The sequence below is a fragment of the Nonomuraea sp. NPDC001699 genome, from assembly GCF_053596455.1.
Genome location: NZ_JBSFGF010000001.1, coordinates 418148 through 443295 on the forward strand (window position 1 = coordinate 418148; position 25148 = coordinate 443295).

Genomic DNA, 25148 nt, shown 5'->3' on the forward strand with positions numbered 1-25148 from the left:
GTCCCTCCCGGAGCCGCTTCTTTCGCGAGGGGCTGGGCATGGATCTCTGGGAAAGCGGCGAGCGGCAGATCTCCTGGGCGGCGCGCTCGATGCCGGTGCTGACCGCCATCGGCGAGCGGTTCGCGCTCGAACGGCCGCTCGACGGGCTGAAGATCGCGGCCTGCCTCCACGTCACGGCCGAGACGGCCGTGCTCATGGGCGCGTTGAAGGCGGGCGGCGCCGAGATCGCGCTGGCCGCCTCCAATCCGCTGTCCACCCAGGACGACGTGGCCGAGGCCCTGCGCGCGTACGGGATCGCCGTGCACGCCCGTGCCGGGGTCGATCGCGCCACCTACTACCTGCACATCCACCGGGCCCTCGACCTCGGGCCCGACCTCGTGCTGGACGACGGCTGCGACCTGGTGAACATCCTGCACACCGAGCGCACCGACCTGCTGGACGGTGTGAGCGGCGGCTGCGAGGAGACCACGACCGGCATCATCCGGCTGCGGCAGATGGCGGCCGAGCAGGCGTTGCGGTTCCCGGTCGTGGCCGTCAACGACACCCGTACGAAGCGCATGTTCGACAACCGGTACGGCACCGGGCAGTCCACGCTCGACGGGATCATGCGGGCCACCAACACCATGCTCGCCGGCCGTACGGTCGTGGTGGCCGGGTTCGGGTTCTGCGGGCGCGGCGTGGCCGAGCGGGCCAAGGGGCTCGGCGCCCGGGTCATCGTCACCGAGATCGACGCGGTCAAGGCCCTCGACGCCACCCTCCAGGGCTACGAGGTGCGTCCCATGGCCCAGGCGGCGATGGTCGGCGACCTGTTCGTCACCGTGACGGGCAACCGGGACGTCATCAGGGCCGAGCACCTGTCGGTCATGAAGGACGGCGCGATCCTGGCCAACGCCGGCCACTTCGACGTGGAGATCGACGTACGGGCCCTCGACGAGATGGCGCACGAGGTGCACCGGGGGGTGCGCCCGAACACCGACGAGTACGTCATGCCCGACGGCAGCCGACTGCTGCTGCTGGCCGAGGGCCGTCTGGTCAACCTGACCGCCGCCGAGGGGCATCCGGCGGCCGTCATGGACATGTCGTTCTCCGCGCAGGCGCTGGCCGTGGCCTGGCTGGCGGGGCAGCGGGCGGGCCTGGCGCCCGGCGTGTACGACGTGCCGGAGGAGATCGACCACGAGGTGGCCAAGCTCAAGCTGGCCGCCGCCGGCATCGGCATCGACACGCTGACCCCCGAGCAGGAGGACTACCTCCACTCCTGGCGGGTCGGCTCCTGACGGGCTGCTGAGAGCCCCTAGAGGGCCGCCTGCATCTCCTGCATGCGGCGGATCTCGGCCGTCTGGGTGACGCTGACGTCCGTGGCCAGCTCCTCGATCTTGATGTGCGAGCCGCGGGTCAGGACTTGGTCGGACATTTCGAGCGCGCCCAGATGGTGTTTGATCATCAGTTCCAGGAACAGCCGGTCGAAGTCCTTGCCCGTGGCCGCCTTCAGCTTCGCCATCTGCTCGGGCGTGGCCATGCCGGGCATGTCGCCGTGCGCCGCGTGATGGTCGGGCACCTTCTGGTCCTGCTGCTTGAGCCAGGTGGACATGAACTGGATCTCCGGGCCCTGCGCCGCCTTGATCCGGTCGGCCAGGCTCTTGAGCTTGACCGAGTCCGCCCTGGTGGGAGCCAGGATCGTCATGTCGAGGGCCTGCTGGTGATGGACGATCATGTCCTGGACGTACGTGATGTCGGCGGCGTTGGCCGTGGGCCCGGGGACGGCGGTGGCCGCGTCGCCGGGGGCCAGCGTGCGGGCCTGCTCGCCCGGACGGCCCGGGGCGAGCACCGGCGCGGTGGAGTCGGCCCGCGGCTGGGAGGAGGCGCCCGAGGAGCAGCCGGACAGGGCAATCAGCGTGCCCGCGATGACGATGAGCGCGCCGCGCACTCGGCCTCCTGACTGGCTTGGGACGAGAATGCGGACTCTAGGCCATGAATCGCCCGAAGGAAAGAGGTCGAAACGGAACAAGATTTGACACATTGGACGCTGGCCAGGTCGCGGGGAGTGAGCGACGATGGCGGAGATTTATGCCCCCTTTATAGGAGGACCACGGAGTGTTCACCCCCCGCAGGGCCCTCATCCTGGTAGCCGCCCTCGTCGCGGCAACGGGCGCCACCCTGCCCGCCCAGGCTGCGGACATCCCGGCTCCAGGCGAGATCGTCATGAGCTCGAACATCACGCACGTCGCGAACGTGCCCAAGCCGGAAGCGCTGTCCGACATCCACACGGACATGGCCTTCCAGGGCGACTACGCCTTCGTCGGCAACTACTACGGCTTCTCCATCTACGACATCAAGCACCCGAAGAAGACCTCGCTCGTGAGCTCGGTCGTGTGCCCCGGCGGCCAGATGGACATGTCCGTCTACGGCAACCTGCTGTTCGGCTCCGTCGACTCCTCGCGCAACAACGACTCGTGCAGCAGCACGTCCCAGAGCGCCTCCGTCAAGGAGTCGTGGGAGGGCATGCGCATCTTCGACGTCAGCGACAAGTCCAACCCCAAGTACATCAAGTCGGTCGAGACGAACTGCGGCTCGCACACGAACACGCTGGTGCCCGACCCGGCCGGCAAGAACGTCTACATCTACGTCTCCTCCTACGGCCCCAACGCCAATTACCCCGACTGCAAGCCGCCGCACGACCTGATCTCGATCATCAAGGTGCCGCTGGACAACCCGACCGCCGCGGCCGTCATCGCGACGCCGAACCTGTTCCCCGACGGGGGCAACCCCGGGCTGCCGCTGCCGTACCCGAACGGCAAGTCGGCCACCACCGGCTGCCACGACATCACCGCCTACCCCGAGAAGGGCATCGCCGCGGGCGCCTGCATGGGCGAGGGCGTGCTGCTCGACATCTCCAACCCCGAGCAGCCCAAGGTCACCGCGAAGGTGCGCGATGACGTGAACTTCGCCTTCTGGCACTCGGCCACGTTCAACAACGAGGGCACGAAGGTCGTCTTCACCGACGAGCTGGGCGGCGGCAGCCGGGCCACCTGCAACGAGGCCATCGGCCCGAACAAGGGCGCCAACGCCTACTACGACATCGTCGGCGGGCAGCTCGTGTTCAAGGGCTACTTCAAGATCGCCCGTCACCAGGCCGACACCGAGAACTGCGTCGCGCACAACGGCTCGCTGATCCCGGTCAAGGGCCGCGACGTCATGGTGCAGGCGTGGTACCAGGGCGGCATCTCGGTGGTGGACTTCACCGACTCCGCCAACCCGCAGGAGATCGCCTACTTCGAGCGCGGGCCGGACGAGACCGCCCCGCCGCTCGACGGCGGTTTCTGGTCGGCGTACTACTACAACGGCTACATCTACGGCTCGGACTTCAACCTGGGCCTGGACGTGCTCAAGCTCAACGACCCGCGGACGAACCAGGCCAACAGCGTCAAGATGGGCCAGCTGAACGCTCAGACGCAGGGCTCGTACCCCGAGCACGGGCGCGGCGTCCCCGGCGGCAAGTAGTCCCGCGCCGCCGGCTCACTGCGGCGGCGCGAACCCGCCCGGAGTCGCCTTCGGCGGCTCCGGCGCGGGCCCCGGCTGAGGCCGGTGAGGAGCCTGCACCGGGTGGGGCGCCTGCTGGTACGGCCCCTGCTGCGGATACGTCGGATACGGCGAGTACGGCGTGGGCCTGGGCGCGGACCCGGCGACCAGGGCGGCGGCCTGGCGCGCGAAGCGGGCCTCCGCCCGCCGCCGGCGCTCGGCCAGCACCGCGCTCAGGTACGCGTGCGGCGGCACCCCCGCGGGCGCGGCCGGCGACACGAAGGCCGCCGTCTGCCTCGCGATGCGCAGCCCCATCTCGTGCTGGACCTGCGGCGTGAGGTCGTGCCAGCGCGTCAGGTACTGGCGGGCGGCCTGCGCGAGCTCCTCGGGAAGCTGGGAGAGCTCCAGGGTGGCGGCCCAGGCGGCCAGCGGCGGCGGCATCAGGATGGCCTGCCCGCTCTCGCGCGGCGCCCGGTCGGAGATCACGATGGTCCCGGCGAAGATGTCGCCGAGCCGCTTGCCCTGCTGCGAGACCAGCGAGGAGATCAGCGCGGGCGCCCCGGAGAGCATCCAGAACTCCACCAGCCCGGCCAGACCGCGGAACAGCGCCTGCCGGAAGCGCTCCGGACTGCCGTCGTCCGCGACCACCCGCAGGCCGAGCGCCAGCTTGCCGAGGCTGCGCCCCCTGGTGAGCGTCTCGAAGAGCACCGGATAGCCGACCATCACCAGCACCAGCAGGACGATCATGACCGCGCCGAACATGGCCTCGTCCGTGACGATCGCGAACGCGCCCAGGAGCATGTACGCGCCGATCAGCACGATGACCTGCACCGCCATGTCGATGACGACCGCCACCGCGCGCGAGGGCATCTGGGCCACCCGCACCTCGACGACGACGGCGTCCCCGGTCACAACCTCTGACATATGTGGAGCCTAACGGCAATGCCGCACTGAACGAGCGGCCACAATGGTCGGGTGGACATCGACGCGTTCGTCACAGCACACCGCCCCGTCTGGGACCGGCTCGACCACCTGGTCAAGAACCGCTCCTCGCTGACCGGCGCGGAAGTGGACGAACTGGTCGACCTCTATCAGCGGGTGTCGACGCATCTGTCCATCGTGCGCTCCTCCTCCCGCGACGCCGCGCTGATCGGACGGCTGTCGGCCCTGGTCGCCAGGGCGAGGTCGGCGGTGACCGGCGCGCACACGCCCGCCTGGCGGGAGCTGGTCAGGTTCTTCACCGTCTCCTTCCCCGTGGTCGCCTACCGGGCGCGGCGGTGGTGGCTGGCCACGGCGCTGGCCAGCATCGCGGTCGCGTGGGTGCTGGGGGCGTGGGTGGCCGCCAACCCCGACGTGCAGGCGTCGATCGCCTCGCCCGACGAGATCGCCCAGCTCGTCGACCACGACTTCGCCGACTACTACTCCGAGAATCCCGCCGCCTCCTTCGCCAGCCACGTGTGGGTCAACAACGCCTGGGTGTCCGCCCAGGTCGTCATCTACGCCATCCTGCTCGGCATCCCCATTCCCTTCATCCTCTACAGCAACGCCGCGAACGTCGGCGTCTCGGCCGGGCTGATGGCCTCCAGGGACAAGCTGGACATCTTCTTCGGCCTGATCACGCCGCACGGCCTGCTGGAGCTGACCGGCGTCTTCCTGGCGGCCGCCGTCGGCCTGCGCCTGGGCTGGACGGTGATCGACCCCGGGCCGCGCAGACGTCTGGAGGCGCTGGCCGAGCAGGGCAGGGCGGTGATGAGCGTGGCGCTCGGCCTGGTCGTGGTGCTGTTCGTGTCGGGGCTGATCGAGGCGTTCGTGACCCCGTCGGGGCTGCCCACGGCCGCGCGGGTGGGCATCGGGGTGCTCGCCGAGGCGGCCTTCCTGGCGTACGTGATCGTCTTCGGCCGCAGGGCCCTGCGCGAGAACGAGACCGGCGACGTCGAACGCGCTCCCGACGTCGCCCCCACCGCTTAGAGCCGGCCCGCGGCCTTCAACGCCAGGTAGGCGTCCGCCAGCGCGGGCGCGATGTCCTCGGGCGGCGCGTCCACGACCTCGACGCCGTGCCGGCGCAGCCTGGCCGTGATGCGCCTGCGGGCGAGCTGGGCCTGCTCGGCCGCCGCCGCGTCGTAGACCTCCTCGGTGCTGCCGCGCCTGGCCGCCATGGCCGCCACCCGCGGGTCGGACACGCCCGCGACCAGCACCAGGTGCCGCGAGGAGAGCTGGGACAGCACCGGCATCAGGCCCTCGTCGAGCGCCGCCGCGTTGAGGTCGGTGAGCAGCACGACCAGGCAGCGCCGCTTGGCCCGGGACAGCACGGCGGCCACCATGCCCTGCCCGTCGGCCTCGACCAGCTCGGCCTCGATCGGCGCCATCACGTTGACCAGCGACGACAGCAACTCGGTACGGGACGCGCCGCTCACCCACGCGCGCACCGCCCGGTCGTAGGCCAGGAAGTCGACCTGGTCGCCGGCCCTGGCGGCGAGCGCGGCCAGCAGCAGCGCCGCGTCCATCGACCAGTCGAGGCGCGGCCAGCCGGGGGCGGGCCGCGGGTCGGGACGTACCAGCAGCCCCGGGCCCTGCGCAGCGGCCCCGGTCAGGGGGACCGGCGCGTCGCCCACCCGGCCCGCCGACGTGCGGCCGGTGTCGAGCACGATCAGCACCCGCCGGTCGCGCTCGGGCCGCCAGGTGCGCACGACCACGTCGTTGCGGCGCGCGGTGGCCCGCCAGTCGATGGACCGCACGTCGTCGCCCACCACGTACTCGCGCAGGGAGTCGAACTCGGTGCCCTGCCCGCGCACCAGCGCCGGATGCCGGCCGTCGAGCTCGCGCAGCCGCGCCAGCCTGGACGGCAGGTGCTTGCGGGACAGGAACGGCGGCAACACGCGCACCGACCACGGCGAGCGGTGGTTGCCCTGGCGGGCGGCCAGGCCGAGGGGCCCGACCGAGCGCACGGTCACCGCCACCGACGACCGGTCGCCGCGCCTGGTCGGGTTGAGCGTGACCACGATCCTGCGCCGCTCACCGGCCGGCACGTCGAGCGCGGCGACCCGGGGTTCGGCCCCGGCCGAGGGCGGCCAGGCGTCCCTGATCCGTCCGCGCACCCGCCGGCGGCCCGGGTTCTCCACGATCAGCTCGACCGTGGCCGTCTGCCCCAGCCGTACGAGCGTGTCCCCCGAACGGTGGAGCCGCAGCGGCCGCACGGCGCCCGCGAACACCAGGTCCACGATGATCGCGGCGGCCAGCAGCAGGCAGACCCCGGCCAGCGCGGCGGCGGGCTGCGGCGCGAGCAGCACCACCACGATCCCGGCCGCGGCGAGCAGTCCGGCGCGTCCCGTCAGAGCCATCGGCGCCTCCCGGGCGACAGCGTCGCGGACCACTCACGTTCGTCGGAGCGGGCCATCAACGCGGGACCGGGACCGAGGCCAGGATGCCGTCGAGCAGGCCGTCGGCGGTCGCGCCCTCCAGCTCGGCCTCGGGCCGGAGCTGGACGCGGTGCCGCAGCGCGGGCCTGGCCAGCGCCTTCACGTCGTCGGGCGTCACGTAGGGCCGCCCGGACAGCCACGCCCACGCCCTGGAGGCCGCCAGCAGCGCCGTCGCGCCACGCGGCGAGACGCCGAGCTGCAGCGACGCCGAGCTCCTGGTCGCGCGGGCCACGTCGACGATGTAGCCGAGCACCTCGGGGGCCACGTGCACCTGGGAGACCGCCTCGCGGCCGGCCGCCAGGTCCTCGGCCGTGGCCACGGGCTTGACGTCGGACAGGTCACGCGGGTCGAAGCCGCGCGCGTGTCGTTCGAGCACCGAGATCTCCTGCTCGCGCGGCGGCAGCGGCACGGTCAGCTTGAGCAGGAACCGGTCGAGCTGGGCCTCGGGAAGCTGGTAGGTGCCCTCGTACTCGACCGGGTTCTGGGTCGCGCAGACCACGAACGGGTCGGGCAGCGGCCGGGCCGAGCCCTCCACGCTCACCTGACGTTCCTCCATGGCCTCCAGCAGCGCCGCCTGCGTCTTGGGCGGGGTGCGGTTGATCTCGTCGGCGAGCAGCAGGTTCGTGAAGACCGGCCCCTCCCTGAACTCGAACTCGCTGGTCTTCGCGTCGTAGATCAGCGAGCCCGTCACGTCGCCCGGCATCAGGTCGGGCGTGAACTGCACGCGCTTGAAGTCGAGCGACAGGGCCGCGGAGAGGGTGCGCACCATCAGCGTCTTGGCCACGCCCGGCACGCCTTCGAGCAGCACGTGCCCCCGGCACAGCAGGGCGATGACGAGCCCGGTGACCACGGCGTCCTGGCCGACCACGGCCTTGGACACCTCGGCCCGCAGCGCGCCGAGCGCCTCCCTGGCCGCCTCGCCCGAGGGGGCCACGCGGAATGTCTCCTCAGAGTTCACTGACCTGCCTTTCGATGGAGTCCAAGTACCCGGCCAGCGCGACGAGCCCGGCGTCGTCGGCCGGCGGCGGGCCGTACAGTGCGGCGCCGACCACCCGCGGGTCGTCGGCGATCCGCGCGGCCAGGGCCGCGACCAGCTCGTGCGGCCCGGCGCCCTGGGCCAGGCCCAGGCGGGGCGTGAGCCGGTCGATCGTGCCGGCGCGCAGCGAGTCGGCGGCCCGCTGCCTGGCCTTCCTGGCGCGGTAGAGCCTGCCCCGGCCCTCGACCGTCTCGGCGGCCCGCACGATGACGGGCAGCTTCTCGGTGACCACCGGCCCGAGGCGGCGCCCGCGCCAGAACGCGATGAGCACCACGGTCAGGCAGGCCATCAGGAGCGCCCAGGGGATGCTCGGGGGCATCAGGTCGTACATCGACTTGCCCTCGGAGCCGGGCAGGTCGAGCGGGGGCGGGTTGTCGGGGCGTACCAGCCAGGTGACGGGCCTGCCGGTGCCGACGAGGTTGAGGGCGAGGGCCGCGTTGCCGTCCTCGGGCAGGCGCAGGTTGGTCATGAACGCGCCGTCGCCGACGACCGTGGTGGTGGCGCCGTCGGGGGTGCGGTAGCTGACCAGCGAGTGGCCCTCGCCGGCCGGGTAGCAGGCGGCGGCGCCCGGCGGGCCGGTCAGGACCAGGCCGCCGATGTACGCGCTGCCGGCCCGCGTGGCGGCGGGCAGCCCGCATTCCGGGTCGCGGGAGCGCACGCGCGACGGCTCGCGCAGGGTGCGCGCCTCGGGGGCCAGCACGTCGAGGCCGGGCAGGTCGCCGACGATCAGCCGGTCGCCCGGGATCCGCGCGAGCCGGTGCTCGTCGAGGTAGGTCAGGTCGGTGACCAGCAGCAGCCGGCCGCCGTCCGCGGCCTTGCCGGCGGCCGCCTCGACCGAGTCGACCCGGTCGACCTGGACGCCCCTGGCCCGCAGCAGCTCCGCCAGCGCCTTCGACCCGGCCAGCGAGGTGTCGGCCGGGTCGAGGAAGCGCGAGGGGCCGCGCTGCGGGCCGAACAGCACCGCGGCCGCCGCGAACAGGACGACGACCAGGCCGAGCACGACGATCATGCGGCCCGCCCGCCAGGTGGAGCGGGCGGTGGGGGAGGTGGGGGCGGAGGCGGCCGGCGGCGCGGAGGTGGACAGGCTCATGACGGGACGCCTCCCACGGCCAGCGGGACGGGCCGCGCCTGGCGCAGCCGCTCGTCCAGGTCGCTCATCGCCTGGTAGGCGGCCTGCGTGCCGGGCACGCCGCCGTAGCTGACGTCGTCGAACGAGCGGGCGGCGGCGGCCAGCTCGGCGGCGAAGGCGGGCAGCGCCGCGCCCGCCTCGGCGGCCAGCTCGTCGGCCGTGCGGCCCGGCATGCCGTCGACCAGGGCGCGTTCCTCCAGGTCACGGGCGATGGCGCGAAGGCGTTCGCGGACGGCCTGCGTCCAGTCGCCCTCGGCGGCCAGGCGTTCGGCGGCCCTGCGGTGCTCGGCGGCGTTGAGCACGCGTTCGCCGTAGAGGCCGCCGACGGCCATGGCGTTCCTGCGCGCGGTCCCGCGCAACCGCCAGGCGACCAGCAGGATCACGCCGAGGATGATCAGCGCGATCACGATGGCGGCGATGATCCCGCCGGTCGAGCCGCCGCCCGTCGCCGCGTCGGTCAGGTCACCGATGAACTGGTTGAAACGCCGATAGAGCAGGTCGAACAGGGATTCCTTCTCGTATCCGGGCTTGAGGAGCTCCTCGGCCGCTCTGCGGGCCGCCTCCTCCCGGTCGACCGGGCTCACGACCCGGCTGAGTTGGACGGGTGCCAGAGCTCGTCGGCGGAGGAGTGCACCCACCCCTGGCGCTGCTGCTCGATCGCCGCGGTCTGCAGCACGAGGTCGAACGCCTCGCCGCGCATGCGCCGGTCGGCGTAGAGCAGCCCGGAGACGCCGGCCTGGAAGGGGTAGGAGAGCATCGCGCTCAGCGTGCCGCCGACGGCGATGAACACGGCCGCGGCCACGGCCGAGCCGGGCGAGCCGCCGCCGAGCACGCCGATCACCGTCCCGCCCAGCGTGAACGGCACCGACAGCACCCCGGACAACAGCCCGACCAGCAGCGACGTCAGCAGCAGGATGCCGAGCACCCGCCAGAAGTCACCGGTCACCAGGTGCCACGAGCGCCGCATCGCGTCGATCGGCCCCCGCCCCTCCAGCACCACGGCGGGCGCGGCGAACGCGAAGCGCGTGGTGATGAACAGGTAGTACGGGATGAAGAGCAGGACGAACAGGCCCATCACGCCGAGCATCAGGCCGACGCCGTCGGAGGAGGAGACGTTCATCGCGAGCGCGAACAGGATCACCAAGAACACGGCCACGGGCACGACCATCATGACGGCCATCAGCCCCACGACCCCGAACAGCGCGGGGATGCGGCCCTTGCAGAGGTGCCACGCCTCGGCCGCGGTGATCTTGCCGCCGAAGACGGCCCGGCCGAGTATGCGGGTCAGCACGCCGGTCAGCACCGTGACCACGACGAACTGGACCGCGTACGAGACCAGCATGCCGCCGTACTGGGCGATGACGCCGTTGACGCTGTCGTAGCCGGCGGAGGCCGACGCCGGGTCCTCCAGCGCGTCGCCCATCGAGCCCAGCATGAGCGCCTGGCCCACGGCCAGCGGCACCGCGCCGAGCAGGGCGGCGATGGCCGACAGGCCGAGCACGGCCTTGGGGTTGGACCTGACCAGCTTGATCGTGCCGTCGAGGATGTCGCCGAGCCCCAGCGGGCGCAGCGGGATGATGCCGGGACGCAGCGCGGGCGGCGGCATGTAGCCGTAGCCGGGCTGCTGGTAGCCGTACTGGGGTTGGCCGGGTTGCGGATGACCGGAGTGCGGGTGGCCCGGCTGGGGGTAGGGTGTTTGAGGCCCCGGCGGGCCGTAGGGCGGCGGCTGGGGGGCTTCGCCCTGCGGCTCGTACGGTTGGCCGTACGGCGTCTGCGTGGGCGAGCCCGGCGCGGTCCACGGGGAAGCCTGCGGGGCGCTGTAGGGCGGGGGCTGTTCGGCAGACCAGCCTGGGGGCGTCTCGGGCGTGCGTCCGTGACCGTCTGACATATCCCAATCCTGGCACGCTGGGCGGGTGGCTGGTGTCACGGAGGGCATTCGCCGGCTCATCCAGCCCTCATTTATCGGCGAATCAGGGCAACGAAGGCTGCCGGGGATGGCCGAAAGTCGCTCCGTTACCGCAGACTGGGTTTGTGGTTGCGGGGGGAACCTAAAATTCGCCTTTCGTGAGGCTCATGTCCCACACATGGGCCGACCAAGGGTAACCTTCAGCGATCGTGCGGGTATGTCCCACAATGCGTAGAACGAATGAGGGGCCATGAAAGGTCGCGTGCTGGTCGTCGACGACGACGCCGCTCTCGCCGAGATGCTCGGCATCGTGTTGCGCGGAGAAGGCTTCGAGCCGTCCTTCGTCTCCGACGGCGACAAGGCCCTCGACGCGTTCCGGGATACACGCCCGGACCTTGTCCTGCTCGACCTGATGCTGCCGGGCGCCGACGGCATCGACGTGGCGCGCAGGATCAGGGCGGAGTCGGGGGTCCCGATCGTGATGCTCACCGCCAAGAGCGACACGATCGACGTGGTGCTCGGGCTGGAGTCCGGCGCCGACGACTACATCGTCAAGCCGTTCAAGCCCAAGGAGCTCGTGGCGCGGGTGCGGGCGCGGCTGCGCCGTACCGACGAGCCGACGCCCGAGATCCTCCAGATCGGCGACATCACCATCGACGTGGCCGGCCACTCGGTCAAGCGCGGCGAGGAGACGATCAACCTCACGCCGCTGGAGTTCGACCTGCTCGTCGCCCTGGCCCGTAAGCCGCGCCAGGTCTTCACCCGCGAGGTCCTGCTGGAGCAGGTCTGGGGCTACCGGCACGCCGCCGACACCCGGCTGGTGAACGTGCACGTGCAGCGCCTCCGCGCCAAGATCGAGAAGGACCCCGAGCACCCCGAGATCGTCGTGACGGTCCGCGGCGTGGGCTACAAAGCCGGCCCCGCCTAGCCTTCCCCCGCCCCGCCATGCCCCCGACCAGGCCCTCGACCAGGAATGCCCGCCGACGGACGGTCCGCCAGATTCTCGGCGGCGTCCGCCGGAGGGTGCGTCGTGCGGCGGGCCGGGTGCGCAGCGTGTGGCGGCGCTCGCTCCAGCTCCAGGTGGTCACCAGCACACTGGTGATCTCGGTGACCGTCGTGGTCGTCCTCGGCACGTTCCTGTCCGACGAGATCAACAGGTCCGTGATCGCGAGCAGCCAGCAGTCCGCGCTCAACGAGGCCTACGCCGACCGGCTGCAGATCGCCGACGCGCTGATCCCGCCGTCCGACGACGGGGCCAAGGCCGCCGACGCCGACCAGAAGGTCAACCCGCTCGACCAGGTCATGGACACCGTCACCGGGTCCGGCGAGGACGGCTCCAAGAAGCGCTACGACGTCCTCATACTCAACGAGGCCACGCCCGGCATGTCGCGGGCCTCGGGCCGGGTGGTGCAGGCCGACGTGCCCGCCTCGCTCCGGCAGCGCCTGCAGAGGTACATGAACCGGGCCGAGTACGGCAAGACCGAAGTGTCCATCGAGACGATCAGGTTCGCCGGGCAGAGCCAGGCCACGCTCACGTTCGTGGTCGCCGGGGTCGTGCACGAGACCCTGACCGGCGAGGACTACCAGGTCTACCACTTCTTCCCGTTCAACGAGGAAGAGGAGCTGCTGTCCAACGTCCGGCTCGCCATCGTCGTGGTGGGGCTCGGGCTCGTCCTGCTGCTGGCCGCCATCGCGTACCTGGTCACCCGGCAGGTGGTCACGCCCGTACGGCTGGCCCGCCAGGCCGCCGAGCGCCTGGCCGCCGGCAAGCTGGACGAACGTCTCAAGGTGCGCGGCGAGGACGACCTCGCCCGGCTGGCGAACTCGTTCAACGAGATGGCCGCCAACCTGGCGCTCAAGATCCACCAGCTTGAGGAGCTGTCGCAGGTCCAGCGCCAGTTCGTCTCCGACGTCTCCCACGAGCTGCGCACGCCGCTGACCACCGTCCGCATGGCCGCCGACCTGCTGTACGACGCCCGCGAGGACTTCGACCCCATGGCCGCCCGCTCGGCCGAGCTGATGCAGGCCCAGCTCGAACGGTTCGAGTCGATGCTGGCCGACCTGCTGGAGATCAGCCGCTACGACGCCGGCGCCGCCACGCTCGACATCGACTCGGTGGACATGCGCGACGTCGTCCACCGGGCCATCGCCGACTCCGAGGCGCTGGCCGAGCGCCACTCCACCCGCTTCGACATCCGCCTGCCGCACGAGCCGTGCATGGTCGAGGTCGACAACCGCCGCGTCGAGCGCATCCTGCGCAACCTGCTGTTCAACGCCATCGAGCACGGCGAGGGCAGGGAGATCGTGGTGACCGTGGGGGCCGACCGCGACGCCGTCGCCGTCGCCGTCCGCGACCACGGGATCGGGCTCAAGCCGGGCGAGGAGACGATGGTGTTCGACCGGTTCTGGCGGGCCGACCCGTCCAGGGCCAGGACCATCGGCGGCACCGGGCTCGGCCTGGCCATCTCCCGCGAGGACGCCGTGCTGCACGGCGGCTGGCTCCAGGCGTGGGGGCAGCCGGGCGAGGGCTCGCAGTTCCGCCTCACGCTGCCCCGGCTGGCCGGGGCCGACCTCAAGGGCTCGCCGCTGTCGCTGGTGCCGCCCGAGATCGAGATGCGGCGCACCTGGCGCAGCCACATGACGCCGGTGCTGCTCCCGGCCTCGGGGGACGGAGGCGGCCATGACGAGGACTAGGCGGATGGGGGCCGCGGTCGCCATCGCCGCGGCCGTGGCCTGCGCGGGGTCGGGCTGCACCGTGATCCCGGTCACCGGGCCGTACACGGTGAGCGACGCCGGGGGCGGCGACCCGCTGAACAAGCCGTTCCAGCGCATGATCGCCGTCGCGCCGCGCGACGACTGGGACCCGGAGCTGCTGGTCAAGGGGCTCCAGGCGGCCATGGCGGCCTACCCCGACGACCCTTCCGTGCTGGCCAAGTACCTGACGCCCAAGGCCCAGGCCAAGTGGAAGCCGTCCGGGCCGGTGACGGTGATCGAGGACGTGTACCAGGTGGACCCGGTGGAGGGCGACGCCGCGGAGACGTACGGGCTCAAGGCCAAGCAGGTCGCCCGCATAGACCCCGACGACGCGTACGTGCCGCTGTCGGGGAACGCGCCGGAGCGGCTGTTCGTGCTGAAGAAGGACGCCCGGGGCGTCTACCGGGTGGACGACCTGCCGGACGGGCTGCTGCTCACCAAGTCCGACGTGGCCCGGGCGTACCGGCTGACCAACCTGTACTACCTCAACAGCGCCCGCGAGCGGCTGGTCGTCGACCGGGTGTGCCTGCGGCTCAAGCCGACCGAGACCTTCGCCCAGACCATCGTCAGGCGGCTGCTCAAGGGGCCCAGCGGCGCGCTGCGCGGCGCCGTGGGCACCGTGTTCCCCGAGGGCACCGAGGTCGAGTCGATCGGCACCGGCGACGACCGCGTCGTGATCAACTTGTCGGGCCCGCTCCTGCCGCTCGACCTCGGCGAGAAGGCCGCGCTGGTGGCGCAGCTCAAGTACAGCCTGACCAACAACAAGGTCGCCATCAGCCGCACCATCGAGGTGCAGGTCGAGGGCGAGCAGTACTGGACCGAGCCGCCCAACTCCGAGACCCACTGGCTGGACAACGGCGGCAACACGCCGTACTACACCAACAAGGGGTCCGTGCACGTCATGAGCAACAACGAGGGCGCGGGCGTCGCCGTGTCCGGACCGGCGGGGGAGTCGAACACCGACTTCAAGGCGTTCGCGCTGTCCACGCAGCAGACCGGCGCGATCGTCGCGGCCCGGACCTCCACCGGCATCTCGATCGCCGGGCTCACCCCCGAGGGCCGCTGGCAGCAGGTCATCGAGGGCGCCGACCTCACCGACCCCACCTGGCGCCGCGACGGCTCCCTGTGGACGTTCGACCAGCACAACAAGGTCGTCCTGCGGTACGACCCCAACGGCGGACACGGGCCTGAGCGCGTCTCCGCCCCCGGACTCGACGGCCTCGACGTCACCGCGCTCAGGATCGCCAGGGACGGCGTGCGGGTGGCCCTGCGCACCGGCAAGAACACCGTGCAGCTCGGCGCGCTGAGCGAGGGGCTCAACGGGCCCATGCTCGGCAACCTGCAGACGCTGACCTCGACGGAGGTCGAGTACGAGATCGAGGACATCGCCTGGGAGGACGACGAGCACCTGCTCGTCCTCATCAAGAGCAAGGCCGGGCAGATACTCAACGAGATCGACATCGGCGACGGCGAGACGATCGGGATCCCGCTGAAGGACCGGCTGGAGCGGGTGACCGCGCTGATCGGGCGGGTGCTCGCGGAGGCGAACACCGACAAGGGGCCCAAGATCATCGAGCTCAACCCGGACCGGCAGGGCTGGACGAGCAAGATCGACCCCAGCGCCAAGAACCCGTTCTTCCCCCTGGGCTGACCTCTCCCGCTTCCCCCTGGGCCCGCTTCCCTTTGGATGACCGCTGCCCGTGAGCGCGCGGGGCTCGGGTTTCCCGGAACTTGTCGGTGGCGGGGGGCATGCTGGGCGGCGTGTTCGGGGGCGTGCTCGATGTGTTCCTGCCGCAGTCCTGTGTGGGCTGCGGCCGTGCCGGTGCTCGGTGTTGTGCGGGGTGTGCGGCCGAGATGGCCGCCGTCCCCGCCAGGCGGGGGCCGCGACCGGGCCCGGCCGGCCTGCCCGAGTGCTGGTCGGCCACGCCGTACGAGGGCGCGGCGCGCAGGGCGATCCTGGCCTACAAGGAGCGCGGCGCGGTGGCGCTGGCCGGCGTGCTGGCGCAGGTGCTGGCGTTCACCGTGCTCACCGCCCTGAGTGCCGGGGCGGGTGTCGGGTGGGCGCGGGGGCCGTTCGCCGTCGTGCCGGTGCCGAGCGCGAGGAGGGCGCTGCGGGGCCGGGGGCACGATCCCATGGGCCGGGTGACCGTGCTCGTCACCCGTCACCTCGTGGCGTCCGGCCTGCGGGCCGAGCCGTGGGCGGGGTTGCGGCAGGCGCGCCGGGTGGCCGACCAGGCGGGCCTGAGCGCCACGCAGCGCGTCGCGAACCTCGCCGGGTCCCTCTGTGTCGCCGGACGCGCGAAAGGCCCTCCAGCGCCCTCTGCGCTGCTCCTGGACGACATCGTGACCACGGGCGCCTCGCTCGCCGAAGCCGCCCGCGCACTGCGCGCTGCCGGCGTACGGGTGCCGATGGCGGCCACCGTCGCCGCGACACGCCGAAGATCTTGAAAACGCTTGACATCACTGTCGGTAAAGAAAGATCCAATTCTTAGGCCCATCTTGAAGGATGGATTTCCTGTTGGGGGAAGAAGAAGTGGTGCAGCTCAGGCCGTCGGAAGGCGCGTGGCCACTGGGCTTGCCGACAGGGCGCTCCGAGGTCCCCCGGGCGTCCGGAACCCCGGAAAAGTCACGGAACGTGATCCTTTGGCCGACGCTCCGGCTGACATTCGCGCAGGATGCGGATAGCGTTCTGACATGGCACCCGTTCGGGTCCGTGGTTGCGCAGAGTCGGTGTCCCCGGCTCTGCTAGCCGATGCCAGCCGCAGGCAAAACGGTCCACGTAAGGCGACTCTTTGTCGACCGATCACGGTGCGGCTTAGGGATAAGTCCTGCCTTCCCGAGGGTCCAGATGTCCCTCGTCAGAAGAGAAGGGCAGTAGTGGCAACAGAGCTGCGAAATCCTCAGCAGGCGGATGTGGGGTCGAAGACCAGGTCGGCCGGACGGGTGCCACCCGAGAACCCGGTGACGTCGTGGCGGAAGAGGGTAGCGGTGACAGAGAGGCGGACCCGAAACCCCGTCCGGAACGCACAGAGTCGGGCGCTCTTGCTCAGTCGTTAGACGAAGGGGGGCTGTTGCATGGACATCATCGTCAAGGGTCGGCACACAGGAGTGAGTGACCGGTTCCGAGACCAGGTGACGACCAAGCTGGCCAGGATCGAACGTCTGGACAACAAACTCATCCGAGTCGATGTGGAGGTGTCGAAAGAACGCAACCCTCGCCTCGCCGACCAGCGCGAGCGTGTCGAACTCACCATCCATTCCAAGGGCCCGGCCATCCGCGCCGAAGCCTCGGCCGACGACCGGTTCGTAGCCCTCGACATCGCCCTCGACAAGCTGGAAGGCCGCCTGCGGCGGCTGGCCGACCGGCGCAAGGTTCATCACGGCAACCACTGCCCGCCCTCGGTGGCGGAGATCACCGCGACGCTCCCTGACGTCGGCCTGCCGCCTCTCGGGGCCAAGCACGTCCCTGAGCCGGCCGAGTCCTACGAGGACCTGCCGGTGCAGGACGAGAAGCTCGACGACGACATCGTCCCGATCGAGATGGACGGCGACGGACCGCTCGTCGTCCGGGAGAAGTTCCACAAGGCGGAACCCATGACCATCGACCAGGCCATGCTCGAAATGGAACTGGTCGGGCACGATTTCTACCTGTTCCGTGACAAGGAGAGCGGCCTGCCGAGCGTGGTCTACAACCGGCGCGGGTACAACTACGGCGTGTTGCGGCTCATAGAGCCCTGATCGCACGCTAAAAGATCTTCTCGACCACCCGAGGACCGTGCCATACGTGCCATCATGGCGGTCCGACGGCTCTGGCCCCCCGACGAGGAGGACACGTGAGCGAGCTCAGTCAGGTTCAGATGAGCGAGCGAAGCGAGGGTACTGACGGGACAACCGCCATGCGGACAGCCGCCACGGCCCCGACCGGGCGTGACAACGGAGCGGCCGTCCGATGAGCAGGTTCCCCGTGAGCAAGGCAGGCGCAAGACGGACCGAGGAGGGCTCGTGACCGAGTCCGGCGAGGTCCGCACGGCAGAGAGCGAGCCGATCCGCGTGCTGATCGTTGACGATCACGAGCTGATCAGGCGCAGCCTGGCGTTGACGCTGGCCGCGGAGCCCGACATCGAGGTGGTCGGTGAGGCGAGCGACGGGCAGGAGGCGGTCGAACTGGCCGATCGCCTCATGCCCGACGTCGCCCTCATGGACGTACGCATGCCCCGGCAGGACGGGATCGAGGCGACCAAGAGCATCAGGGCCTCCGTCCCGAGCACCCGGATCATCATGCTGACCGTGAGCGACGAGGAAGAGGATCTCTTCGAGGCCATCAAGGCCGGTGCCACCGGTTATCTGCTGAAGGACGTGCAGATCAACGACGTGCCCGCCGCGGTGCGCGGTGTGCACGAGGGACAGTCCTTAATCAACCCGGCGATGGCCGCCAAGCTCATCAGCGAGTTCGCGAACATGAGCCGCAAGGAGGCCGAACGCCCGCCGCAGCTCCCCGTGCCCAGGCTGACCGACCGCGAGATGGAGGTCCTGCGCCTGGTCGCCAAGGGCATGAACAATCGCGAGATCGCCAAGCAGCTGTTCATCTCCGAGAACACGGTGAAGAACCACGTCCGCAACATCCTCGACAAGCTGCAGCTGCATTCGCGGATGGAAGCGGTGGTGTACGCGGTGCGGGAACGCATGCTGGAGATCACCTGAGGCCACCCGGCCCCGCACAGAACACCCCGAAGCCCCTCCGCTGACAGCGACCACAACACGATCCCCGGCCCACCCTCGGTCCCGGTCCCGGTCCCGGTCCCGGTCGATCCCGGTCCTGGCCCTGGTCCTGGTGCTGGCTCGATTCCTGGTTCCGGTGCCCGGCCCCGGGTGTCCAGCCCCGGCCCTCGTCCGGTTTGCGAGTGCGCTGCTTCCCGGCTGTGGCTGTAGCCGGCGGCCCGCTGCTGAGAGGGCCGTTCCAGCGCCAGGAAGCGCCGAGCTCCCGTAGCGCGGGGCACCCCACCGATGCCCTCCCCGGCCCCGCCGCTCTGGCGCGCAACCCGCAGGGCGCGGCCCGTTGAGGGCGCCCAGTGGCCCCGGCACGCAACCCGCCGGGTACGGCCGGTCGAGAGCGCCCAGCGGCGCTACAACCCCCGATCCCCGCGCCCGGCTCCAGCCGGGCCGCTCGCCCCTTCAGGGCAGCCCCTCCCCGAAGCCCCCGGCCCGAGCGCGGGCTGAGGTCAGGGGCGGGGGAGGGAGTGCGGAGCGCCGAAGAGAGGGGACGGGGGGGCGGGGTGGTGTCGGGGAGCTCCGAGGCGGGTTGGTGGGGCGTCCGTTTCTCGGGGGCTTACGGCTGGGGTGCGGTCAGGAGGGGGGCCAGTTCTGGGGGATCGGTGCGTTCGACGCGTACGGAGTCGCAGCCCACCCATTCGGCGGCCGACCACAGCGCGTCGCGCAGGGCGTCGGCCCACTTGGCGGGGGACAGGCCGGGCTCCAGGTGGACCTGGCGGGCGACCAGGGTGGTGCCCTCGCGGGCCGGGTCGACCCGGCCGATCAGGCGGCCCCCGGCCAGCACGGGCATCGTGAAGTAGCCGTGGACGCGCTTCTCCTTGGGCACGTACAGCTCAAGCTGGTACTTGAACCCGAAGACGCGCTCGGTGCGGCCGCGGTGCCAGATGAGGGAGTCGAACGGGGACAGCAGCGTCGTACGGTGACGGCCGCGCGGCTCGGACTCCAGCGCCTGCGGGTCGGCCCACGCGTTGGCGTGGCCCTTCTTGGCGGGCCAGCCCGCCACCTTGACCGGCGCCAGACCGGCGGCGCCGCTGAGCAGGGCCTGGTCGAGCATCGCCGCGTACTTGCCCTTGAGGCGCAGGAAGTCGAGCAGGTCGGTACGGTTGGCCACCCCGAGCGACCGGCCCGCGATGGCGGCCAGCAGGACGATGCACTCCTCGTCGGACAGGTCGTCGGCCAGCGAGTCGGCGGGTACGACACGCTCGGTCAGGTCGTAGACGCGCCGCCAGCCGACGCGGCGCACGCAGGCGATCTCGCCGATGTCGAGCAGCCACTCCAGCCCGATCTTGGAGTCGGACCAGTCCCACCACGGGCCGCCGTTCTTGGCGCCGCCGACGTCGGACGTCGTGAGCGGGCCCGAGTCGCGCACCTGCTGCAGCAGCTTGTCGACGCTGTCGGGGACCTCGTGCCAGCGGTAGCGCCGGTCGCGGTAGGCGCGGCGCCGGAAGGCGTAGAGCGGCCAGTGCTCGATGGGCAGGATGCAGGCCGCGTGACACCAGTATTCGAAGCTCTGGGCGGGATCGTGCCAGTAGGCGCGCTCGACCGCGGGCCTGCCCACCGCGCCGAGGCGCGCGTAGGCGACCAGCTCGTGGGAGCGGGCCAGGACGGAGATCGTGTCGAGCTGTACGGCGCCGAGCCGGCGAAGCATGCCGCGCACCCCGCCCTTGCGCACGTCGGCGCCGATGAGCCCCTGGGCGCGCAGAATGACCCGACGCGCTTCGTCAGCGGTCAGGTCGGTCACGTTCGTCATACGGCGAACCCCAGGGGGCCTTGGGGGACGGTAGGGCTATCCATGCAGGAAATTTAGCGGCGCCCACCGACAGAATCGCTCCGCCCCAGGTGGGGATGGCCGGAGGCGTCCCACCGCCTGCGCGCCGGGGGAGCGACACGCCGATGTCCTGGCGTTGGGGAATTGGATGCCGAGAACAGGGGGTTCCGGAGGGGCCGGGCATGGGAACGGCGGGCGCCCGGATGGTCGGGGCCCGCCGTGTGCCGGAGTGGTCAGCGGTGGTCTTCGGCGTGCATGCCGACGCGGGGTGCGTCGATCACCACGTCCGTGAAGATGTCGAAGACGAGGGCGAGGATGCCGCCGACGACGAACGCACCGGCGCCGACCCAGACCAGCGTCCAGTTGTCGGCCGTCAGTCCGAAGCCGGCCACGATGGTGCCCACCACCATGACAGTCACGGCCAGCCACGAGGAGGCGCGCCCGCCGTGGTTGCCGAGATTCTGCGCGTGCTCGGACTTCTTCCCCTCAACCATGACTAAATCCTTCCTTTGCCGGATATCCCGCTATTGGTGCGAACCGGCGCTCAACCGGCATACCCTCTGCCTTGACCCCATTCTCCCAGACGTGTCCGGCGCCCTCGTCGTCACGGTGGCTGTGTCTGGTTGTGGAACCGCCTACGATGGCAACCGGGGAAGTTTGTCTCGGCCTCTCCTCCTGGCGGCGCCGCCGGGGTAGACCTGCGAGGAGCTTTACATAAAGTGGCAGCCATTCTCGACAAGATCCTACGTGCCGGCGAAGGCAAGACTCTGCGCAAGCTCAAGCGGATCGCCGATCAGGTCAACTCCATCGAGGACGACTTCACGAGCCTGTCCGACGCGGAGTTGCGCGCCCTGACGGACGAGTTCAAGCAGCGTTACGCCGACGGCGAGAGCCTCGACGACCTGCTTCCCGAGGCGTTCGCGACCGTCCGTGAGGCGGCCCGGCGCGTGCTCGGCCAGCGGCACTTCGACGTGCAGATCATGGGCGGGGCCAACCTGCACATGGGCAACATCTCCGAAATGAAGACGGGTGAGGGCAAGACCCTGACCTGTACGCTGCCGGCTTACCTCAACGCGCTGGCGGGCAACGGCGTCCACGTCATCACCGTCAACGACTACCTGGTCAAGGTCGGCGCCGAGAACATGGGCCGCGTCTACCGGTTCCTGGGCATGGAAGTCGGCATGATCCTCTCCGGCCAGGCGCCGGATGAGCGGCGCAAGCAGTACGAAGCGGACATCACGTACGGCACCAACAACGAGTTCGGCTTCGACTACCTCCGCGACAACATGGCGTGGTCGCTGGAGGAGTGCGTCCAGCGCGGCCACCACTTCGCCATCGTCGACGAGGTCGACTCGATCCTCATCGACGAGGCCCGCACGCCGCTGATCATCTCCGGCCCCGGCGAGCAGTCGGGCAAGTGGTACAGCGAGTTCGCCAAGATCGTTCCCAGGCTGCGCAAGGGCGTCGAGGCGAAGAACCCGGGCGAGGAGAGCACCGGCGACTACATCGTCGACGAGAAGAAGCGCACGGTCGGCGTCCTGGAGGCCGGCGTCGAGAAGGTCGAGGACTGGCTCGGCATCGACAACCTCTACAAGCCCGAGCACACCCACCTGGTCGGCTTCCTGAACAACGCGCTCAAGGCGAAAGAGCTGTTCAAGAAGGACAAGGACTACATCGTCTCCGACGGTGAGGTGCTCATCGTCGACGAGTTCACCGGCCGCGTGCTGCACGGCCGGCGCTACAACGAGGGCATGCACCAGGCCATCGAGGCCAAGGAAGGCGTGAAGATCAAGGACGAGAACCAGACTCTCGCCACGGTCACCCTCCAGAACTACTTCCGCCTCTACGCCAAGCTGTCCGGCATGACCGGTACGGCGGTCACCGAGGCCAACGAGTTCCACCAGACGTACAAGCTCGGCGTGGTCCCGATCCCGACCAACCGGCCGATGGTCCGCAAGGACCAGCCCGACGTGGTCTACAAGACCGAGGACGCCAAGTTCAACGCGGTGGTCGAGGACATCAAGGAGCGCCACGAGGCCGGGCAGCCGGTCCTCGTCGGCACGACCTCGGTGGAGAAGTCCGAGCGGCTGTCCAAGGCGCTCAAGCGCCGCGGCGTGGTGCACGAGGTCCTCAACGCGAAGAACCACGCGCGTGAGGCGGCGATCGTCGCCGAGGCGGGCCGCAAGGGCGCCGTCACCGTCGCCACGAACATGGCCGGTCGAGGCACCGACATCATGCTCGGCGGCAACTCCGAGTTCCGCGCCGACCTTGAGCTGCGCCAGCGCGGCCTCGACCCGGTCGAGACGCCGGAGGAGTACGAGAAGGCCTACCCCGAGGCGCTGGAGAAGGCCAGGGCGGCCGTCAAGGCCGAGCACGACGAGGTCACCCAGCTCGGCGGCCTCTACGTGCTGGGCACCGAGCGCCACGAGTCGCGCCGCATCGACAACCAGCTCCGCGGCCGTTCCGGTCGTCAGGGCGACCCCGGCGAGTCGCGCTTCTACCTCTCGCTCGGCGACGACCTCATGCGCCTGTTCAACGCGGCCAGGGTCGAGATGATCATGAACAGGCTGAGCATCCCCGACGACCAGCCGATCGAGTCGGGCATCGTCTCCAAGGCCATCGCCTCCGCCCAGCACCAGGTCGAGCAGCAGAACTTCGAGATCCGCAAGGAAGTTCTGAAGTACGACGAGGTCATGAACCGGCAGCGCAAGGTGATCTACTCCGAGCGCCGCCGCGTGCTGGAGGGCGCCGACCTGCACGACCAGGTGCGCGGCTTCGTCGGCGACGTGATCGACGGCTACGTCGCGGGCGCCACCTCCGAGGGCTTCGCCGAGGAGTGGGACCTGGAGAAGCTGTGGAAGGCGTTCGGCGAGCTCTACCCGGTCTCGCTCCGGATCGACGACCTGGTCGAGGAGGTCGGCAGCCGCGAGGAGCTGACCGCCGAGATCATCTCGGAGAAGATCAAGGCCGACGCCCTGGAGGCGTACGCCAGGCGCGAGGAGCAGCTCGGGGCGGAGGCCACGCGTAACTTCGAGCGCCAGGTCATCCTGTCCGTGCTCGACCGCAAGTGGCGCGAGCACCTCTACGAGATGGACTACCTGCGCGAGGGCATCGGCATGCGGGCCTACGCGCAGAAGGACCCGCAGATCGAGTACCAGCGCGAGGGCTTCGAGATGTTCGCCGCGATGCTGGAGGGCATCAAGGAGGACTCGGTCGGCTTCCTGTTCAACCTTGAGGTCGAGGTGCAGGAGAACCCGATCGTCGAGGAGGAGGACGCCGCGGTCACCGAGACGCGGTCGATCATCTCCACCGCCCTGCGCGGGCCGCAGCGCCCGGCCGAGCTCGAATACTCCGCCCCTGGCGAGCAGGGCGACGTCGAGCACACGCGGGTGCGCACCACGCCGGCCGAGCGGGCCGCGTACGGGAACGTCGAGCGCAATGCGCCGTGCCCGTGCGGGTCGGGCAAGAAGTACAAGCGCTGCCACGGCGACCCGAAGAACGCCGTCTGACAGGCTGAGGCGAGAGCCTGAGCGGGCCCCCGTCTCCCCGTGCAAAAGCAGGGGGGCGGGGGCTTCGGCATGCGTGATCAGGCGGGGGGTTCGCGGCCGGGGGTGGGGATGTTCAGGCGGCGGATCAGGAATGCGAAGATCAAATAGTAGAGGACGAAATACAGCAGCCCGAAGCCGATGATCAGGCCGAGCCGATGGGTGTTCGATTTGCTGGCGTTCAGCAGCATGTCGATGGCTCCGCCGGAGAAGGTGAACCCGAGTCGCGCGCCGAATTCCGCCATCAGGGCCATCGACAACCCCGTCAGCAGGGCGTGCACCACGAAAAGCACCGGCGCCACGAATATGAAGGCGAATTCCAGCGGTTCGGTAATGCCGGTGATGAATGCCGTCAGCCCCGCCGACAGCATGATGCCGCCCACGGACTTGCGGCGTTCCGGCGGGGCCGCCCGCCACATGGCGATGGCCGCTCCGAGCAGCCCGAACATCATCACGGGGAAGAAGCCGGTCATGAAGATGCCGGCGCCCTGCTCGCCGGCGAAGTAGCAGTTCAGGTCGCCGGCGGCGTTCCGGGTGGCGCCGTTCAGGCCCGCGTGGCACTCGGGCAGGGTGAACCAGACGATGGTGTTGAGGAAGTGGTGCAGGCCGACGGGGATCAGCAGGCGGTTGGCCACGCCGTAGATGCCGGTGCCGGCGGTGCCGTGGGCCGACAGCCAGTCGCCCATGCTGGACAGCCAGTCGCCGACCGGACGCCAGACCAGCCCGAACACGACGCCGAGCAGCAGGGCGGCAACGGCGGTGATGATCGGGACCGAGCGGCGTCCGCCGAAGAAGGCCAGCCACGGGGGCGGTTTCAGCCGGTAGAAGCGCTGCCACAGCAGTGCCGCCGTGATGCCGATGACGATGCCGCCGAGCACGCCGGTGGGGTTCTGGGCACCGAGGTTGAGCATGGGCCCCTGGGGGGTGGCGACGACGACCTTGGCGTAGACCGCGCCGTGGCCCGCGTCGTAGAAGAGCGTACGGCTGACGCGGTCGAACACCAGGTAGCCGACCAGGGCGGCGAGGGCGGTGGAGCCGTCCGACTTGCGGGCGAACCCGATCGCCACGCCGATCGCGAACAGGACGGGCAGGTTGTCGAACAGGGCGCCGCCGGCCGCGGCCAGGACGTTGGCGACGGGCAGCATCCAGGGAAGCATGCCGCCGAGTCCGTCCTTGCCGAGCAGGTCGTCCTGGCCGAAGCGGAAGAGCAGGCCCGCCGCGGGCAGCACGGCGATGGGCATCATGAGCGAGCGGCCGATGCGCTGCAGCACCGCGAACGTCGCCGACCAGGGCGACGCGCCCATGCCC

At 70.5% G+C, this 25148-nt stretch carries 19 protein-coding genes and 2 pseudogenes; 11 read left to right on the plus strand and 10 right to left on the minus strand.

All coding sequences use genetic code 11. The features are described 5' to 3' along the window. Nucleotides 1–38: 38 nt before the first annotated feature. Nucleotides 39–1274 (plus strand): adenosylhomocysteinase, encoded by a 1236-nt coding sequence (locus ACWCSU_RS02090; protein ID WP_449932946.1) that lies wholly within the window; start codon nucleotides 39–41, stop codon nucleotides 1272–1274. 17 nt (nucleotides 1275–1291) lie between these two features. On the opposite strand, the gene ACWCSU_RS02095 is transcribed toward ACWCSU_RS02090, so the two are convergent. Next, nucleotides 1292–1924, minus strand: coding sequence for a DUF305 domain-containing protein (locus ACWCSU_RS02095; protein WP_357702716.1), 633 nt, complete (start codon nucleotides 1922–1924; stop codon nucleotides 1292–1294). 167 nt (nucleotides 1925–2091) lie between these two features. On the opposite strand from ACWCSU_RS02095, the gene ACWCSU_RS02100 reads away from it, so the two are divergent. Then, on the plus strand, nucleotides 2092–3498 hold the full coding sequence (locus ACWCSU_RS02100) for an LVIVD repeat-containing protein (RefSeq protein ID WP_449932949.1): 1407 nt from the start codon (nucleotides 2092–2094) through the stop codon (nucleotides 3496–3498). Between the two features lie 15 nt (nucleotides 3499–3513). Here ACWCSU_RS02100 and ACWCSU_RS02105 read toward each other — a convergent pair whose 3' ends face one another. Further along, complete coding sequence (locus tag ACWCSU_RS02105) at nucleotides 3514–4440, minus strand: RDD family protein (protein WP_449932951.1); 927 nt, start codon at nucleotides 4438–4440, stop codon at nucleotides 3514–3516. Between the two features lie 51 nt (nucleotides 4441–4491). On the opposite strand from ACWCSU_RS02105, the gene ACWCSU_RS02110 reads away from it, so the two are divergent. Further along, nucleotides 4492–5484 (plus strand): stage II sporulation protein M, encoded by a 993-nt coding sequence (locus ACWCSU_RS02110; protein ID WP_357702721.1) that lies wholly within the window; start codon nucleotides 4492–4494, stop codon nucleotides 5482–5484. On the opposite strand, the gene ACWCSU_RS02115 is transcribed toward ACWCSU_RS02110, so the two are convergent. From ACWCSU_RS02115 to ACWCSU_RS02135, 5 genes are read right to left on the minus strand one after another with little or no spacing between them, the layout of a single operon-like run. Beyond that, nucleotides 5481–6854, minus strand: a complete 1374-nt coding sequence (locus tag ACWCSU_RS02115; RefSeq protein WP_364086415.1) for a DUF58 domain-containing protein — start codon at nucleotides 6852–6854, stop codon at nucleotides 5481–5483. The two genes, ACWCSU_RS02110 and ACWCSU_RS02115, sit on opposite strands and share 4 nt — an antisense overlap. Nucleotides 6855–6909: 55 nt before the next feature. Further along, the gene (locus ACWCSU_RS02120) at nucleotides 6910–7866 is read right to left on the minus strand and encodes an AAA family ATPase (protein WP_357703060.1); all 957 of its coding nucleotides are present in this window, start codon (nucleotides 7864–7866) and stop codon (nucleotides 6910–6912) included. Between the two features lie 13 nt (nucleotides 7867–7879). Beyond that, on the minus strand, nucleotides 7880–9058 hold the full coding sequence (locus ACWCSU_RS02125; protein WP_449932955.1) for a DUF4350 domain-containing protein: 1179 nt from the start codon (nucleotides 9056–9058) through the stop codon (nucleotides 7880–7882). Beyond that, a complete protein-coding gene (locus tag ACWCSU_RS02130) occupies nucleotides 9055–9681 on the minus strand; it encodes a DUF4129 domain-containing protein (protein WP_364086420.1) in 627 nt (208 codons plus the stop codon). The genes ACWCSU_RS02125 and ACWCSU_RS02130 overlap by 4 nt, the downstream gene beginning before the upstream one ends. Further along, nucleotides 9678–10985: a glycerophosphoryl diester phosphodiesterase membrane domain-containing protein gene (locus ACWCSU_RS02135; protein WP_357703054.1), complete on the minus strand. Its 1308-nt coding sequence runs from the start codon at nucleotides 10983–10985 to the stop codon at nucleotides 9678–9680. Before ACWCSU_RS02135 ends, ACWCSU_RS02130 begins: the two co-directional genes overlap by 4 nt. Nucleotides 10986–11253: 268 nt before the next feature. Between ACWCSU_RS02135 and mtrA the strand changes: the two genes are divergently transcribed. The 6 genes from mtrA to ACWCSU_RS02165 all read left to right on the plus strand — a co-directional run bounded on the left by mtrA (nucleotide 11254) and on the right by ACWCSU_RS02165 (nucleotide 18458). Beyond that, nucleotides 11254–11931 (plus strand): MtrAB system response regulator MtrA, encoded by a 678-nt coding sequence (gene mtrA, locus ACWCSU_RS02140; protein WP_043620615.1) that lies wholly within the window; start codon nucleotides 11254–11256, stop codon nucleotides 11929–11931. Between the two features lie 17 nt (nucleotides 11932–11948). Continuing rightward, a complete protein-coding gene (gene mtrB / locus ACWCSU_RS02145; protein WP_397040605.1) occupies nucleotides 11949–13697 on the plus strand; it encodes an MtrAB system histidine kinase MtrB in 1749 nt (582 codons plus the stop codon). Beyond that, on the plus strand, nucleotides 13684–15408 hold the full coding sequence (locus ACWCSU_RS02150) for an LpqB family beta-propeller domain-containing protein (protein WP_357703050.1): 1725 nt from the start codon (nucleotides 13684–13686) through the stop codon (nucleotides 15406–15408). The genes mtrB and ACWCSU_RS02150 overlap by 14 nt, the downstream gene beginning before the upstream one ends. 203 nt (nucleotides 15409–15611) lie before the next feature. Beyond that, entirely contained in the window at nucleotides 15612–16205 is a 594-nt protein-coding gene (locus ACWCSU_RS02155) for a ComF family protein (RefSeq protein WP_449932958.1), read from the plus strand. A gap of 627 nt (nucleotides 16206–16832) precedes the next feature. Then, complete coding sequence (gene hpf / locus ACWCSU_RS02160) at nucleotides 16833–17495, plus strand: ribosome hibernation-promoting factor, HPF/YfiA family (RefSeq protein ID WP_357703046.1); 663 nt, start codon at nucleotides 16833–16835, stop codon at nucleotides 17493–17495. A gap of 264 nt (nucleotides 17496–17759) precedes the next feature. After that, nucleotides 17760–18458, plus strand: a complete 699-nt coding sequence (locus tag ACWCSU_RS02165; RefSeq protein WP_357703044.1) for a response regulator transcription factor — start codon at nucleotides 17760–17762, stop codon at nucleotides 18456–18458. Between the two features lie 625 nt (nucleotides 18459–19083). Here the strand turns inward: ACWCSU_RS02165 and ACWCSU_RS02170 are convergent. After that, nucleotides 19084–20277 (minus strand): winged helix-turn-helix domain-containing protein, encoded by a 1194-nt coding sequence (locus ACWCSU_RS02170; RefSeq protein ID WP_357703042.1) that lies wholly within the window; start codon nucleotides 20275–20277, stop codon nucleotides 19084–19086. A gap of 251 nt (nucleotides 20278–20528) precedes the next feature. After that, on the minus strand, nucleotides 20529–20789 hold the full coding sequence (locus tag ACWCSU_RS02175) for an HGxxPAAW family protein (RefSeq protein WP_357703040.1): 261 nt from the start codon (nucleotides 20787–20789) through the stop codon (nucleotides 20529–20531). Nucleotides 20790–21014: 225 nt separating this feature from the next. Between ACWCSU_RS02175 and secA the strand changes: the two are divergent. After that, nucleotides 21015–23531, plus strand: a pseudogene (gene secA / locus ACWCSU_RS02180) (preprotein translocase subunit SecA); the annotation flags it as partial. Between the two features lie 102 nt (nucleotides 23532–23633). Continuing rightward, nucleotides 23634–23804: pseudogene (locus ACWCSU_RS02185) on the plus strand (SEC-C metal-binding domain-containing protein); the annotation flags it as partial. A gap of 77 nt (nucleotides 23805–23881) precedes the next feature. Here ACWCSU_RS02185 and ACWCSU_RS02190 read toward each other — a convergent pair. Continuing rightward, nucleotides 23882–25144: a PTS transporter subunit EIIC gene (locus tag ACWCSU_RS02190; protein ID WP_449932962.1), complete on the minus strand. Its 1263-nt coding sequence runs from the start codon at nucleotides 25142–25144 to the stop codon at nucleotides 23882–23884. Nucleotides 25145–25148: the final 4 nt, after the last annotated feature.

What these genes read in the sequence shown, in the direction of transcription:
- ACWCSU_RS02155 (WP_449932958.1), top strand. Translation starts at nt 15,612, where the DNA reads ATGGCCGCCGTCCCCGCCAGGCGGGGGCCGCGACCGGGCCCGGCCGGC.
- ACWCSU_RS02150 (WP_357703050.1), top strand. Translation starts at nt 13,684, where the DNA reads ATGACGAGGACTAGGCGGATGGGGGCCGCGGTCGCCATCGCCGCGGCC.
- ACWCSU_RS02125 (WP_449932955.1), bottom strand. Translation starts at nt 9,058, where the DNA reads ATGAGCCTGTCCACCTCCGCGCCGCCGGCCGCCTCCGCCCCCACCTCC.
- ACWCSU_RS02190 (WP_449932962.1), bottom strand. Translation starts at nt 25,144, where the DNA reads ATGGGCGCGTCGCCCTGGTCGGCGACGTTCGCGGTGCTGCAGCGCATC.
- hpf (WP_357703046.1), top strand. Translation starts at nt 16,833, where the DNA reads ATGGACATCATCGTCAAGGGTCGGCACACAGGAGTGAGTGACCGGTTC.
- ACWCSU_RS02090 (WP_449932946.1), top strand. Translation starts at nt 39, where the DNA reads ATGGATCTCTGGGAAAGCGGCGAGCGGCAGATCTCCTGGGCGGCGCGC.
- ACWCSU_RS02175 (WP_357703040.1), bottom strand. Translation starts at nt 20,789, where the DNA reads ATGGTTGAGGGGAAGAAGTCCGAGCACGCGCAGAATCTCGGCAACCAC.
- ACWCSU_RS02105 (WP_449932951.1), bottom strand. Translation starts at nt 4,440, where the DNA reads ATGTCAGAGGTTGTGACCGGGGACGCCGTCGTCGTCGAGGTGCGGGTG.
- ACWCSU_RS02170 (WP_357703042.1), bottom strand. Translation starts at nt 20,277, where the DNA reads ATGACGAACGTGACCGACCTGACCGCTGACGAAGCGCGTCGGGTCATT.
- mtrB (WP_397040605.1), top strand. Translation starts at nt 11,949, where the DNA reads ATGCCCCCGACCAGGCCCTCGACCAGGAATGCCCGCCGACGGACGGTC.
- mtrA (WP_043620615.1), top strand. Translation starts at nt 11,254, where the DNA reads ATGAAAGGTCGCGTGCTGGTCGTCGACGACGACGCCGCTCTCGCCGAG.
- ACWCSU_RS02115 (WP_364086415.1), bottom strand. Translation starts at nt 6,854, where the DNA reads ATGGCTCTGACGGGACGCGCCGGACTGCTCGCCGCGGCCGGGATCGTG.
- ACWCSU_RS02135 (WP_357703054.1), bottom strand. Translation starts at nt 10,985, where the DNA reads ATGTCAGACGGTCACGGACGCACGCCCGAGACGCCCCCAGGCTGGTCT.